Origin of the sequence: Streptomyces sp. NBC_01669, assembly GCF_026339735.1 — a bacterium.
Taxonomy (GTDB): Bacteria; Actinomycetota; Actinomycetes; order Streptomycetales; family Streptomycetaceae; genus Streptomyces; species Streptomyces yanii.
In genome coordinates, this window is record NZ_JAPEQG010000001.1 from 7,288,282 (window position 1) to 7,302,354 (window position 14,073).

The 14,073-nt window shown below is 68.6% G+C and carries 13 protein-coding genes and 1 pseudogene; 10 read left to right on the forward strand and 4 right to left on the reverse strand.

All coding sequences use genetic code 11. The features are described from left to right. Nucleotides 1-22: 22 nt before the first annotated feature. Nucleotides 23-1,624 carry an ABC transporter substrate-binding protein gene (locus OG972_RS32545; protein WP_266987614.1) on the forward strand — a complete coding sequence of 534 codons (1,602 nt, stop codon included), beginning with the start codon at nt 23-25 and terminating at the stop codon, nt 1,622-1,624. 46 nt (nt 1,625-1,670) lie between these two features. Here OG972_RS32545 and OG972_RS32550 read toward each other — a convergent pair whose 3' ends face one another. Both OG972_RS32550 and OG972_RS32555 read right to left on the reverse strand, forming a co-directional pair. Further along, complete coding sequence (locus OG972_RS32550; protein ID WP_266987616.1) at nt 1,671-2,342, reverse strand: response regulator transcription factor; 672 nt, start codon at nt 2,340-2,342, stop codon at nt 1,671-1,673. 9 nt (nt 2,343-2,351) lie between these two features. Next, the gene (locus tag OG972_RS32555) at nt 2,352-3,197 is read right to left on the reverse strand and encodes a PD-(D/E)XK nuclease family protein (protein ID WP_323135958.1); all 846 of its coding nucleotides are present in this window, start codon (nt 3,195-3,197) and stop codon (nt 2,352-2,354) included. A 204-nt stretch (nt 3,198-3,401) separates the two neighbouring features. Here OG972_RS32555 and OG972_RS32560 point away from each other — a divergent pair, with 204 nt between their 5' ends. From OG972_RS32560 to OG972_RS32570, 3 genes are all read left to right on the forward strand, one after another. Beyond that, a complete protein-coding gene (locus OG972_RS32560; RefSeq protein WP_266990857.1) occupies nt 3,402-4,649 on the forward strand; it encodes a site-2 protease family protein in 1,248 nt (415 codons plus the stop codon). Between the two features lie 167 nt (nt 4,650-4,816). Then, complete coding sequence (locus tag OG972_RS32565) at nt 4,817-5,725, forward strand: tRNA (adenine-N1)-methyltransferase (protein WP_037700492.1); 909 nt, start codon at nt 4,817-4,819, stop codon at nt 5,723-5,725. Nucleotides 5,726-5,970: 245 nt separating this feature from the next. Continuing rightward, nucleotides 5,971-6,552, forward strand: a complete 582-nt coding sequence (locus tag OG972_RS32570; protein ID WP_266990859.1) for a hypothetical protein — start codon at nt 5,971-5,973, stop codon at nt 6,550-6,552. 39 nt (nt 6,553-6,591) lie between these two features. Here the strand turns inward: OG972_RS32570 and OG972_RS32575 are convergent, their stop codons facing one another. Next, complete coding sequence (locus tag OG972_RS32575; RefSeq protein WP_266987621.1) at nt 6,592-6,903, reverse strand: ferredoxin; 312 nt, start codon at nt 6,901-6,903, stop codon at nt 6,592-6,594. A gap of 241 nt (nt 6,904-7,144) precedes the next feature. Here OG972_RS32575 and arc point away from each other — a divergent pair, with 241 nt between their 5' ends. From arc to prcA, 6 genes and pseudogenes are all read left to right on the forward strand, one after another. Beyond that, a complete protein-coding gene (gene arc, locus OG972_RS32580; RefSeq protein WP_266987623.1) occupies nt 7,145-8,911 on the forward strand; it encodes a proteasome ATPase in 1,767 nt (588 codons plus the stop codon). 236 nt (nt 8,912-9,147) lie between these two features. After that, nucleotides 9,148-10,659, forward strand: coding sequence for a depupylase/deamidase Dop (dop, locus tag OG972_RS32585; RefSeq protein ID WP_345513031.1), 1,512 nt, complete (start codon nt 9,148-9,150; stop codon nt 10,657-10,659). Nucleotides 10,660-10,778: 119 nt separating this feature from the next. Next, nucleotides 10,779-10,997 (forward strand): ubiquitin-like protein Pup, encoded by a 219-nt coding sequence (locus tag OG972_RS32590; protein ID WP_016325855.1) that lies wholly within the window; start codon nt 10,779-10,781, stop codon nt 10,995-10,997. A gap of 78 nt (nt 10,998-11,075) precedes the next feature. After that, a pseudogene (locus tag OG972_RS32595) lies at nt 11,076-11,272 on the forward strand (endonuclease domain-containing protein); the annotation flags it as partial. Then, nucleotides 11,224-12,069: a proteasome subunit beta gene (prcB, locus tag OG972_RS32600; protein ID WP_266987626.1), complete on the forward strand. Its 846-nt coding sequence runs from the start codon at nt 11,224-11,226 to the stop codon at nt 12,067-12,069. The pseudogene OG972_RS32595 and the gene prcB, both read left to right, overlap by 49 nt. A gap of 58 nt (nt 12,070-12,127) precedes the next feature. Continuing rightward, nucleotides 12,128-12,964, forward strand: coding sequence for a proteasome subunit alpha (prcA, locus tag OG972_RS32605; protein WP_266987628.1), 837 nt, complete (start codon nt 12,128-12,130; stop codon nt 12,962-12,964). Nucleotides 12,965-13,019: 55 nt separating this feature from the next. On the opposite strand, the gene OG972_RS32610 is transcribed toward prcA, so the two are convergent. Then, on the reverse strand, nt 13,020-14,048 hold the full coding sequence (locus OG972_RS32610; RefSeq protein ID WP_266987630.1) for a LacI family DNA-binding transcriptional regulator: 1,029 nt from the start codon (nt 14,046-14,048) through the stop codon (nt 13,020-13,022). Nucleotides 14,049-14,073: the final 25 nt, after the last annotated feature.

Sequence of the window (14,073 nt, forward strand, 5' to 3'; positions counted from 1 at the left end):
CGGATGAGGGAGAACGTCCAAGATGAACCGCAAGACTCTGGTGCTGCCGGCCGTCGTCGGCCTGCTCGCCCCCGTACTCGCCGCCTGCGGCGCGGCGGACGGCGGGAGCGATGGCAACGCCGCCATCGTTGTCGGCACCACGGACCAGTTCGTCGCCACCGAGGACAACCCCGCACCGCTCGACCCCGCCATCGGCTACGAAGCAGGCGTCTGGAACATCCTGCGGCAGACCGTGCAGACGCTGACCCACGTCCCGCGCGGCGGCGGCGAACCCGTCCCCGAGGCCGCCGAGAGCTGTACGTTCACCGACCGGCAGAACGAGAGCTACCGCTGCAGGCTGCGCAGCGGTCTCACCTTCGCCAGCGGCAAGCCCGTCACCGCCGAGGACGTCAAGTACTCCATCAACCGGGTCATCGGCATCGACTCCGACAACGGACCCGTCGGCCTGCTCGCCAACATCGACACGATCGAGACCCGCGACGACAACGAAGTCATCTTCCACCTGAAGACGCCGGACGCGACCTTCCCCTACAAGCTCGCCACCCCGGCCGCCGGCATCGTGCCGAAGAGCAAGTACCCGGCGAAGTCCCCGCGCGAAGGCTTCCAGGTCGACGGCTCCGGCCCCTACACGATGAAGCCGGAAGTCAGGAACAACCAGGTCGACAAGGTCGTCTTCACCAGGAACCCGAAGTACAAGGGCGATCTGAAGGTCCTCAACGACAAGGTCGAACTCGACCTCTTCCCCGACGCCGCGGCGATGGGCAAGGCACTCGACGACAAGAAGATCGACATGATGACCCGCACCATGTCGCCCGGCCAGGCGAAGCTGATGCTGGAGAAGCCGAAGGACGGCATCAAGCTCACCGAGATGCCCAGCCTCGCCATCAGCTACCTGGGCTTCGACACCACCGACCCCGCGGTGAAGAACAAGGCCGTCCGCCAGGCCATCGCCCAGGTCATCGACCGCGGCCAGATCGCCGGCCAGGTCTACGGCACCACCGCCGAGCCGCTCTACTCGCTGATTCCGTCCAGCATCACCGGGCACACCAACTCGTTCTACAACAAGTACGGCGAGCCCAGCACCGGCAAGGCCGCCGCCCTGCTGCAGGCCGCCGGCATCGAGACCCCGGTGAAGTTCACCCTGCACTACACGACCGACTACTACGGTCCGGCCACCGCCGACGAGTTCAAGACGCTGAAGAAGCAACTGAACGCCACCGGGCTGTTCGACGTCACCATCCAGGGCACCCCCTGGGCGAAGTACCGGGCGGCACAGAAGCGCGGCGACTACGCCGTCTACGGCCTGGGCTGGTTCCCGGACTTCCCGGACCCGGACAACTACATGGCGCCGTTCCTCGACAAGAACAACTTCCTCAACTCGCCCTACAAGTCAACGCTGGCCCAGAACACGCTGATCCCGCAGTCCCGCCGCGTCGCCGACCGCGCCGCCGCCTCCGCGACCTTCCAGAAGCTCCAGGACCTCGTCGCCACCGACGTTCCTGTGCTGCCGATCTGGCAGGGGAAGCAGTACATTGCCTCCCGCGAAGGCCTCACCGGCGTCGAGTGGTCGGTCAATGCCTCCGCCGACCTCCAGTTCTGGGAGCTCGGCCGCAGCGCCGCCTGAACCCCGGCGCCGCCCCGGCGCCCGGTCCCGGCCGGCACCGGCCGGATCACTGGGCGCCGGGGCGCACCAGTCCGCTCTCGTACGCGTAGACCGCGGCCTGGACCCGGTCGCGCAGCCCCAGCTTCGTCAGCACATGGCCCACATGCGTCTTGACCGTCGTCTCGCTGACGAACAGATCGGCGGCGATCTCCGCATTCGACAGACCGCGCGCGACCAGCTTCAGCACCTCCACCTCACGCTCCGTCAGCGTGTGGAGGGTGTCCGGCACGGGATCCTCGCCCGACGGCAGATGATCCGCGTACTTGTCCAGCAGCCTGCGCGTGATGCTCGGGGCCAGCATCGCCTCGCCTGCCGCGACCACCCGGATCGCCTGCACCAGCTCATTGGCCGGAGCGTCCTTCAGCAGGAAGCCGCTGGCACCGGCGCGCAACGCCTCCACCACGTACTCGTCGAGATCGAACGTGGTCAGCACCAGCACCTTCGCCGGGCCGTCCCGGCCCGGCCCCGTGATCTGACGCGTCGCCTCGACCCCGTCCATCCGCGGCATACGGATGTCCATCAGCACCACATCGGGCTGCAGCGCCCGCACCTGATCGAGAGCCTGGAGACCGTCACCGGCCTCGCCCACCACCGCCAGATCACCCTCGGCCTCAAGAATCATCCGGAAGCCGGTGCGCAGCAGCGGCTGGTCGTCGACCAGTAGGACGCGGATTGCCACCAGATCTCCTCAAGCTCCTTCAGCGGCCGCCGGCCGGACGGCCTCGGCCTGGACCGGGTCCATTCTGCCCTGCACACCCTGCCCCGGAACGGCCGGGCGGACGGACAACGGATAGACCGGGGGAGTCCCGCCGAATTCCGGACAGACTGCCTGGTGGTCGCACCAGCCGCACAGCTTCGTCGGCCGCGGCCGCCACTCGCCCGTCTCCGTGGCCAGCCGGATCGCGTCCCACAACGCCAGCAGCTTCCGCTCCACCCGCTCCAGATCCGCCACGACCGGGTCGTACGTCATGACGTCGCCGCTGCCCAAATAGACCAGCTGCAGCCGGCGCGGCACCACACCCTTCAGCCGCCAGATCACCAGGGCGTAGAACTTCATCTGGAACAACGCGCCCTCCGCATACTCCGGCCGCGGCGCCTTCCCCGTCTTGTAGTCGACGATCCGGACCTCGCCCGTCGGCGCCACATCGATCCGGTCGATCACCCCGCGCAGCCGCAGCCCCGACTCCAGCTCCGTCTCGACGAACATCTCCCGCTCGGCCGGCTCCAGGCGCGTCGGATCCTCGAGCGAGAACCACCGCTCCACCAGGCTCTCCGCCTCCGACAGCCAGCGCGCCAGCCGCTCGCCCTCCGCATCCTCCGCGAACAGCTCCGACAGCTCCGGCTTCGACTCCAGCAGCCGGTCCCACTGGCCGGGAACCATCGCCGTCGCCCGGCTCGCCGTACGCTCCGCCGCCGGTGCGTCGAAGAGGCGCTCCAGCACCGCATGCACCAGCGTGCCCCGGGTAGCCGCCTCACTGGGCTTCTCCGGCAGCCTGTCGATCACCCGGAACCGGTACAGCAGAGGACACTGCATGAAGTCGCTCGCCCGCGACGGCGACAGGGACGAAGGCGGCTGCGGCGGCCGGGGCACGGAAGTCATGACGAAGACCCTACGACCCGCCACTGACACTCGTGGCGTCCCCCGCGATAGGGCGGGAGGCCATGGGCGACATACCATCGACGACAGACCCTCGCACACTGCATGATCGTGCCGAACGGCACCGACCGAAGGGACCCCGTGGACGAGAGCGGCGACAGCGGGCAGCCGCAGCCCGGCGCCGGCGGTACGGACCCCGCCGCGCCCGAGAACGGCAAACCGCAGCGCCCCCGGGAGCCGGGCGGCGGGCTCCTGATGGGCCGCCCCTTCGGCGTGCCGGTATACGTCGCGCCCAGCTGGTTCCTCGTCGCGGCGCTCATCACCTGGGTCTTCGGCGGCCAGCTCGACCGCGTCCTGCCCGAACTCGGCGCGGTCCGCTATCTGGTCTCCCTCTTCTTCGCGATCGCCTTCTACGCCTCCGTGCTCGTCCACGAACTCGCGCACACGGTCGCCGCGCTCCGCTACAAGCTCCCCGTGCGCCGCATCCAGCTGCAGTTCTTCGGCGGCGTCTCCGAGATCGAGAAGGAGTCCGAGACCCCCGGCCGCGAATTCGTTCTCGCCTTTGTCGGTCCCCTGCTCTCCCTGGTACTCGCCGGCGTCTTCTATGTCGCCATGAAGTTCGTCGAACCCGGCACCGTCCCCGGCGTCCTGCTCGCCGGACTGATGATCTCCAACCTCATCGTCGCCGCCTTCAACCTGCTGCCCGGCCTCCCGCTCGACGGCGGCCGCATGCTCCGTGCCGTCGTCTGGAAGATCACCGGCCGCGCCATGAGCGGCACCGTCGCCGCCGCCTGGGTCGGGCGCGCTCTCGCCGTCGCCGTCCTGATCGGCCTCCCGCTCCTCACCCACACCGGCGGGCTCGGGAACAACCCCGACGACGTCAGCGGCATGGACACCGTCACCGACGCCCTGCTCGCCGCGATCCTCGCCGCCATCATCTGGACCGGGGCGGGCAACAGCCTCCGCATGGCCCGCCTGCGCGAACACCTCCCCGAGCTGCGCGCCCGCACCCTCACCCGCCGCGCCGTCCCCGTGGAAGCCGCCACCCCCCTCTCCGAAGCGCTCCGCCGCGCCAACGAGGCAGGTGCCCGCGCCCTCGTCGTCGTCGACGGACACGGCGACCCCAAGGCCGTCGTCCGCGAGGCCGCCATCGTCTCCGTCCCCGAACACCGCCGCCCCTGGGTCGCCGTCAGCGCCCTCGCCCAGGACCTGACCGTCGGAATGATGATCTCCGCCGAACTCACCGGCGAAGAACTCCTCGACACCCTGAAGGCCAGCCCCGCCACCGAATACCTGGTTCTCGAAGAGACCGGCGAGATCTACGGAGTCCTCTCCACCGCCGACGTCGAACGCGCCTTCGTCGCCGCCATGGCCCGCCCCGCCACCTGAGAGGCTGTCCGGCTGCCTCTGATCGGGCGGTCGTGCCCTGGCACGCACGCTCCAGGCCCCCCCGCTTCCCGGTCGAAGGTGGCCCGACACTGAGGCCCGTCCGGCCGGTCGGGCCGGGCTCTCCGGCGCGCGGTCGGAGCCCCGGGAAACACCGGTACGCTGGTCACATGTCTGAACCGACCGGTGCCGCCCGCCGACGCGGGCCCTTCAAGGTCGGGGACCAGGTCCAGCTCACCGACCCCAAGGGACGCCACTACACCTTCACGCTCGAAGCCGGAAAGAACTTCCACACCCACAAGGGTTCTTTCCCGCACGACGAGCTGATCGGTGCTCCCGAGGGCAGTGTGGTCCGAACCACGGGAAACGTCGCCTACCTCGCGCTGCGCCCCCTGCTCCCCGACTACGTCCTGTCCATGCCCCGCGGCGCCGCCGTGGTCTACCCCAAGGACGCGGGGCAGATCCTGGCGTTCGCCGACATCTTCCCCGGCGCCCGCGTCGTGGAAGCCGGCGTCGGCTCCGGCTCGCTCTCCACCTTCCTGCTCCGCGCCATCGGCGACCAGGGCATGCTGCACTCGTACGAGCGCCGCGAGGACTTCGCGGAGATCGCCCAGCAGAACGTCGAGCGCTACTTCGGCGAGCCGCACCCCGCGTGGCAGCTCACCGTCGGCGACCTCCAGGACAACCTCTCCGACACCGATGTCGACCGGGTCATCCTCGACATGCTCGCCCCCTGGGAATGCCTGGAGGCCGTCTCCAAGGCGCTCGTCCCCGGCGGCATCCTCTGCGCCTACGTCGCGACCACCACCCAGCTCGCCCGGACCGTCGAGTCCATCCGTGAGATCGGCTGCTTCGCCGAACCGCAGCCCTGGGAATCGATGATCCGCAACTGGCACGTCGAGGGGCTCGCGGTCCGCCCGGACCACCGCATGATCGGCCACACCGGCTTCCTCGTCACCGCGCGCCGCCTGGCCGACGGTGTGGAGGCCCCGCTGCGCCGCCGCCGGCCCGCCAAGGGCGCGTACGGCGAGGACTACGACGGTCCCGGCAGCCAGAGCGGCTCCTCCTCCCGCGGCTGACCCCGCACAACGCACCGGCGCCGCCGCGGAGTTCCCGGACCGACCCGGGAACTCCGCGGCGGCGCCTTTTCGTTGCCCGTGCGGAGGCTGCCGCTGCGGGGCTGTGCACGGAATCCGAATCCGTACCGACCCCACCGTTCCACTGCCCTGTGAGGTGTGGCACGATGCTGGCCACCCCCACCCCACGGCTGACGCCCCGCCTTCCCGGCATCGCCGCACCACAGGAACCACAGGAGACATCCCGCGTGCAGACCTCCGAGCTCCCGGACCTCGCGCACACCGACAGCAGGCCGATGCAGTGGCTCGTGACCGCGACCGCCATGGCCGCCGTCGTCGCGGCAGCGGGCATGCTCCAGCCCGATGCCGCCACCGCCTCGGCCTCGACCCCGCACCGCACCGCCACACAGCACGGCACCGCGCCCGCGGCCGCCCCCGATCCGGCCCGGGCGACCTTCCCGCTGGACTGCGGGACGGTGGGGAGCACCGTCGCCAAGCAGGTCGTCGGTGACCTCGACGGCGACGACCGGCCGGAAACCGTCGCCGTGGTCCACTGCGCGGCCGGATCCGGCACCCCGCCGAGCGGTGTCTACGTCCTCACACAGGGAAGCGGGGCCGCACCCCGGGTCGTTGCGACCCTGGTGGACCCCGCCCAGAAGATGAGCATCGGCGACTTCACCGTGCGTGACGGAATCGTCTCCGCCACGCTCCTCGGCTACTCCTCGCCCGAGACCCCGCGCTGCTGTCCCGACCAGCAGGAAAAGGCGACCTGGCAGTGGCGGAACGGCGCCTTCGTCCGCGCCGTGCAGGGCGAACCGAACAGCACCTGACCGATCACTTCCCGTACCCGGCAGGCCGGAGCCGACGGATCAGGCTGCGTCGGGGCCGTAGACCTCGACCCTGTCCGAAACGCGACGTACATGAATGCAGTCGCCCGGGCACTCCTTGGCCGAATCGACCACGTCCTGAAGCAGCGGAAGCGGAACGGGTGTCGTCGCCCCCTTGTCCTGCAGCAGCTCGTCGTCGTCGCTCTTCACGTACGCCAGACCGTCGATGTCCAGCTCGAAGACCTCGGGTGCGTACTGCACACAGATCCCGTCTCCCGTGCAGAGGTCCTGGTCGATCCAGACCTCCAGGTCCTGCGTGTCGCTGCCGGTGGGAGCGTCCTGCTGCACGGTCATTTCTCCTGCCGTTCCCTGCGTTTCCGAACCAAAAAAAGCCAGCCCTGACGGGTGTTGACCGGTTCGACGATACAACCGGCCGCTTTCCGATGTTGAACGGTGGGTATTCCCCTGGCGTGAGGGAGAGCGCAAGGGTGAAGATCGGACACGCCCCGCAGTCTTTGTGATCTAGGGGTTTCAATCATCACCCACCCAGGTAGGGTCAGGAAGCGTCCAGCTCCCCTTGGAGGAGGTGAGGACCGTGGCAGCCCACGACGACGACATCAACCGCGGCATCCGGCCCGGGCGGGGGTCCGAAGACCCAGCCGGCCAGGTCGCCTATCTTGAGCAGGAAATCGCCGTCCTGCGACGTAAGCTCGCCGACTCTCCGCGCCATACGAGGATTCTCGAAGAGCGGATCGTCGAGTTGCAGACGAACCTCGCAGGCGTGTCCGCGCAGAACGAGCGGCTCGCCAACACCCTGCGCGAGGCCCGCGACCAGATCGTGGCCCTCAAGGAGGAAGTCGACCGGCTCGCACAGCCGCCGGCCGGCTTCGGAGTCTTCCTGCAGGGCAACGAGGACGGCACCTGCGACATTTTCACCGGGGGCCGCAAGCTCCGGGTGAACGTCAGTCCCAGTGTCGAGATCGACGACCTCCGGCGCGGCCAGGAAGTCATGCTCAACGAAGCGCTCAACGTGGTCGAGGCCATGGAATTCGAGCGGGCCGGGGACATCGTCACCCTCAAGGAGATTCTTGAGGACGGCGAGCGCGCCCTGGTCATCGGGCACACCGACGAGGAACGAGTGGTACGGCTCGCCGAACCGCTCCTCGACATCAACATCCGGCCCGGCGACGCGCTCCTGCTCGAACCCAGGTCTGGTTACGTCTACGAAGTGGTCCCGAAGAGCGAGGTCGAGGAGCTAGTCCTCGAAGAGGTTCCGGACATCGACTACGACAAGATCGGCGGCCTGGGCGACCAGATCGAGCTGATCCGGGACGCGGTCGAGCTGCCCTACCTCCACCCCGACCTTTTCAAGGAGCACGAACTGCGGCCGCCGAAGGGCATCCTGCTCTACGGTCCGCCCGGCTGCGGCAAGACACTCATCGCCAAGGCCGTGGCCAACTCCCTGGCCAAAAAGGTCGCGGAAGTCACCGGCCAGCCCGCCGGAAAGAGCTACTTCCTCAACATCAAGGGCCCGGAGCTCCTCAACAAGTATGTCGGTGAGACCGAGCGGCACATCCGTCTCGTCTTCCAGCGGGCCCGCGAAAAGGCCAGCGAGGGTACACCCGTCATCGTCTTCTTCGACGAGATGGAATCCCTCTTCCGCACCCGCGGGTCCGGTGTCAGCTCGGACGTGGAGAACACCATCGTCCCCCAGCTGCTCGCCGAGATCGACGGCGTGGAGGGCCTGGAGAACGTCATCGTGATCGGCGCCTCCAACCGCGAGGACATGATCGACCCCGCGATCCTGCGGCCCGGCCGTCTCGATGTGAAGATCAAGATCGAGCGTCCGGACGCGGAGGCGGCGAAGGACATCTTCGCGAAGTACCTCACGCCTTCGCTGCCGCTGCACGCCGACGATCTCGCCGAGCACACCGGTTCCAAGGAAGCCGCAGCTCACGCCATGATCCAGTCTGTCGTCGAGCGGATGTACACCGAGTCCGAGGAGAACCGCTTCCTCGAAGTCACGTACGCCAACGGCGACAAGGAAGTCCTGTACTTCAAGGACTTCAACTCCGGCGCGATGATCCAGAACATCGTCGACCGGGCCAAGAAGATGGCCATCAAGGCCTTCCTCGACCAGGGCCAGAAGGGCCTTCGTGTCTCCCATCTCCTCCAGGCGTGCGTGGACGAGTTCAAGGAGAACGAGGACCTTCCCAACACCACCAACCCCGACGACTGGGCCAGGATCTCCGGCAAGAAGGGCGAGCGGATCGTCTTCATCCGTACCCTTGTCACCGGAAAGCAGGGCGCAGACACCGGTCGCTCCATCGACACGGTGGCAAACACCGGGCAGTACCTGTAGAACGCAGACAGGCTGCGGATGCCCGGCCGGGCATCCGCAGCCGGTTGCTTTCCGGACAGCTCCCACGACACCGGAGCAATGACGTAATTGATCTCCCCACCAGCGCAGAGGCGCTCTAGGCTCTTCCGTACCGCCCAGTCGCGCAGTGCGGGGACGGGCACCGCACACGCACCGGACAAGCAGCGGTACTTGAGCGCCGATCCCGGAAGGGAACGCCGCCGGGCAAGGAGGGCCGCATGACCGTACGGCGAGTAATGGGCATCGAGACGGAGTACGGCATCTCCGTGCCCGGACACCCCAACGCCAATGCCATGCTCACCTCGTCCCAGATCGTCAACGCCTACGCGGCGGCGATGCACCGGGCGCGACGCGCCCGCTGGGACTTCGAGGAGGAGAATCCGCTGCGCGACGCGCGAGGCTTCGACCTCGCCCGCGAAACCGCCGACTCCAGCCAGCTCACCGACGAGGACATCGGCCTCGCCAATGTCATCCTCACCAACGGTGCCCGGCTCTACGTCGACCATGCGCACCCCGAGTACAGCTCGCCGGAGATCACCAACCCGCGGGACGCCGTCCTGTGGGACAAGGCCGGCGAACGCGTCATGGCCGAGGCCGCCGAGCGCGCGGCCCAGCTCCCCGGCGCCCAGCCGATCCACCTCTACAAGAACAACACCGACAACAAGGGCGCCTCGTACGGCACGCACGAGAACTACCTGATGAAGCGGGAGACCCCCTTCTCCGACATCGTGCGCCACCTGACCCCGTTCTTCGTCTCCCGCCAGGTCGTCACCGGCGCGGGCCGCGTGGGAATCGGCCAGGACGGTCACGAGCACGGCTTCCAGATCAGCCAGCGGGCGGACTACTTCGAGGTCGAGGTCGGACTCGAAACGACCCTCAAGCGCCCCATCATCAACACCCGCGACGAGCCCCACTCCGACGCCGAGAAGTACCGCCGTCTCCATGTGATCATCGGTGACGCGAATCTGTCGGAGATCTCCACCTATCTGAAGCTCGGCACCACGGCGCTCGTCCTGTCCATGATCGAGGACGGCTTCATCAATGTCGATCTGGCCGTCGACCAGCCGGTGCGCACCCTGCACCAGGTCTCCCACGACCCGACCCTGCAGCATCTGATCACGCTCCGCAGCGGCCGGACACTCACCGCGGTGCAGCTCCAGATGGAGTACTTCGAGCTGGGCCGCAAATACGTCGAGGAGCGGTACGGGGCGGACGCCGACGAGCAGACCAAGGACATCCTGATCCGCTGGGAGGACACCCTCAACCGGCTGGAGAACGATCCGATGAGCCTGTCGGGCGAGCTCGACTGGATCGCCAAGCGGGAGCTCATGGAGGGCTACCGACGCCGCGACGGCCTGGACTGGGACGCGGCCCGGCTGCACCTGGTGGACCTCCAGTACGCGGATGTGAGGCCCGAGAAGGGCCTCTACAACCGTCTCGCGGCCCGCGGGAAGATGAAACGCCTGCTGGACGAGCGCGAGGTCGAGGAGGCCCGTACGAAGCCCCCTGAGGACACCAGGGCGTACTTCCGCGGTCGCTGTCTGGAGCAGTACGCGGACGACGTCGCCGCGGCCTCCTGGGACTCGGTCATCTTCGATCTGCCCGGTCATGACTCGCTGCAGCGGGTCCCCACCCTGGAACCGCTCCGGGGGACCCGTAACCACGTCAAGGAGCTCCTGGACCGCTGTCGCACGGCGGAAGAGCTGGTCCGGGTGCTCTCGGGCGGCTGAAATGGCCGCGATCCGGGAATCATCGAGATGACCCCGGGCGTATGGACAAGTACCGGGCCGATGTCGGACCCCGTAGGTAGGGTCTGATCAAGTGCTTCGAACCGAGCGGGGTGAGCTATATGGCGACCAAGGACACCGGCGGCGGACAGCAGAAGGCGACACGCTCCACCGAGGAGGTCGAGGAGCAGGCGCAGGACGCGCAGGCCTCCGAAGACCTCAAGGAGCGGCAGGAGAAGCTGAGCGACGACGTCGACTCGGTGCTGGACGAGATCGATGACGTCCTCGAAGAGAATGCGGAGGACTTCGTCCGTTCATTCGTTCAGAAGGGTGGACAGTAGTTCACCGATGTGAACGACCGGGGAGCGGTGCGGCGCGCGCGGCACGGGAGAAGGCCCTCCCGTGCCGCGCGGGCACAGCTAGCTGCCTCCGCCGTGCATGTGGATCACCGCCACGGGGCGGGTAGGGTCCGTGGCGTAACCGCATCAACTGCAATTCGGCCATCGGCAAGTTGGGGGATGATCCTGACACCTTGCGCAGGGCCATCGCATACCTGGAGGGAAACGCGTGGAAGCCAACACTCGTAGCACCGGGCGTCTACCAGCTGCCTTCCTGACGCCGGGATCCTCTTCGTTCATGGACTTCCTGTCCGACCATTCTCCCGAGATGCTCCCGGGCAACCGGCAGCTGCCGCCCCTGCAGGGGGCGATCGAGGCGCCGCACGGGACGACCATCGTCGCCGCGACGTTCGCCGGTGGTGTGGTGCTCGCCGGCGACCGTCGGGCGACCATGGGCAACATGATCGCGCAGCGCGACATCGAGAAGGTCTTCCCGGCCGACGAGTACTCGGCGGTGGGCATCGCCGGTACGGCCGGCCTCGCCGTGGAGATGGTCAAGCTCTTCCAGCTGGAACTGGAGCACTTCGAGAAGGTCGAGGGGGCCCAGCTCTCCCTGGAGGGCAAGGCGAACCGGCTCTCCACGATGATCCGCAGCAATCTGGCCATGGCCATGCAGGGCCTCGCCGTGGTTCCGCTCTTCGCCGGCTTCGACGTCGACCGCGAGAAGGGCCGGATCTTCTCGTACGACGTCACCGGTGGCCGCTCCGAGGAGCAGGGCTACGCGTCCACCGGCTCCGGATCGATCTTCGCCCGCGGGTCGATGAAGAAGCTCTACCGCGAGGACCTGACGGAGCCGGAGGCGCTCACCCTGGTCGTGCAGGCGCTGTACGACGCAGCGGACGACGACTCGGCGACCGGCGGTCCCGATGTGGCCCGGCGGATCTATCCGATCGTCACCGTCATCACCGACGAGGGCTTCCGGAGGCTCGCCAATGAGGAATCCTCCGACATCGCGCGGTCGATCCTGGAACGCCGGATGGAACAGCCCGACGGCCCGCGCGCCGCGCTGCTCTGATCCGGATCCCGGGGCTTCTTCGATGCACTCGTCACTGACAGAAAGGGACGGATAGCCGGTGTCGACGCCGTTCTATGTCTCACCTCAGCAGGCCATGGCCGACCGGGCGGAATACGCCCGGAAGGGCATTGCCCGTGGTCGCAGCCTGGTTGTGCTGCAGTACGCCGACGGCATTGTGTTCGTCGGCGAGAACCCGTCCCGTGCGCTGCACAAGTTCAGCGAGATCTATGACCGGATCGGTTTCGCCGCCGCCGGTAAGTACAACGAGTACGAGAATCTGCGCATCGGCGGCGTCCGTTACGCCGATCTCCGCGGATATACCTACGACCGCGATGATGTGACGGCCCGTGGGCTGGCCAATGTCTATGCGCAGACCCTGGGCACCATTTTCTCCAGTGCGGCGGAGAAGCCGTACGAGGTGGAGCTGGTGGTCGCCGAGGTGGGCGCCGAGCCCGAGGGTGATCAGATCTACCGGCTGCCGCACGACGGCTCGATCGTGGACGAGCACGGCTCGGTCGCGGTGGGCGGTAATGCGGAACAGATCAGCACGTTCCTGGATCAGCGCCACCGGGACGGAATGACGCTGGCGGAGGCGCTCAAGCTGGCTGTGCAGGCACTGTCCCGTGATCCCAACGGGAGCGAGCGGGAGATTCCCGCGGAGCGGCTCGAGGTGGCGGTCCTGGACCGTACGCGGCCTCAGCAGCGGAAGTTCAAGCGGATCGTCGGGCGGCAGCTGGCGCGGCTGCTGGAGGCCGACGGCGGGGCCACGCCGACGGATGCCCCGTCGGACCTGGAGGACGGCGAGGGGGGCGAGGCTCCCACCGATGTCACGAAGTCGTCGGGGGCTGCCGAGTCCGCGGAGCCGCCGACAACCCCGGAGTCGTCCGAGGAGTAGTCCTGCCGGATGCACTTGTGCCCCGGTCCACCGTTCGCGGCGGGCCGGGGCATCGTCATGAACGGGGCGGGGGCCCGGAGGAGCCGCGGACGACCAGGTGCACCGGCAGGCTGCCGGGTTCGGCCGGACAGCCGTCGAGCACGGACAGGAGGGCGGTCATGCCGCGCTCGCCGACCTGCTCGGCGGGGAGCTGAACGGTGGTGAGTTCGGGTTCGACGGCGGTCGCCAGAGCCAGATCGTCGAAGCCGGTGACGGAGAGGTCGTCGGGGACCCGAAGGCCGAGCCGGCGGGCGGCCTTGCAGGCGCCCGCGGCGAGGATGTCGTCGTCGCAGATGATCGCGGTCGGCCGGGGGCCGGGGGCGGCCAGAGCGTGTTCCGTGGCTTCCCGGCCGGCCCGTACGTCGAGCGCTGCCGGAACGGTCCGTACGGAGGTGCCGGGCACGGCCCGCAAGGTGTCGCGGACGGCCCCGGCGCGAACGGCGAAGGTCCAGGAGTCGATGGCCGACGCCAGGTGCAGGAAGCGGCGGTGGCCGAGGGTGAGCAGATGGTCCGTCACCTGTCGCATGCCGTCGGCGATGTCGAGGTTGACCCGGGCCGCGACGCCGGTGTCCGCAGGGTCGCTGTCCAGCATGACCAGAGGCAGGTCGGCGCCGCGCAGGGCGTCGAGGGCATCGGCGGCCATGGACGAGGCGATGACCCCGTCGAGGGCGGCGCGGGCGGAGGCGAAGGGGTCCCTGGCCGGACCCGTGCCGTCGGGGGAGGGGTAGAGGACAACCCCGAAGTCGTGTTCGGCGGCGACGGCGGCGGCGCCGGTGTAGACACGCGCGAAGAATTCGTTGGTGAGTGCCGGGACCACCAGCAGCGCGGTCCTGGTGCGGCCGAGGCGGAGGCTGCGGGCGGCGAGATTGGGCCGGTAGCCGAGGTCCTGGGTGGCGGCGCGGACGCGCTCGGCGGTCGCCTCGGAGACCCTGCCGCGCCATTTGCCGCCGAGGACGAGCGAGACGGTGGCCTGTGAGACGCCTGCGGCCCGCGCGACGTCGCGGCTGGTGGGCCGGGCCGGGGCGGGCTGGGATGCGCTGGTCACGGGGGACCTCCGGGCTGGGCGGGTG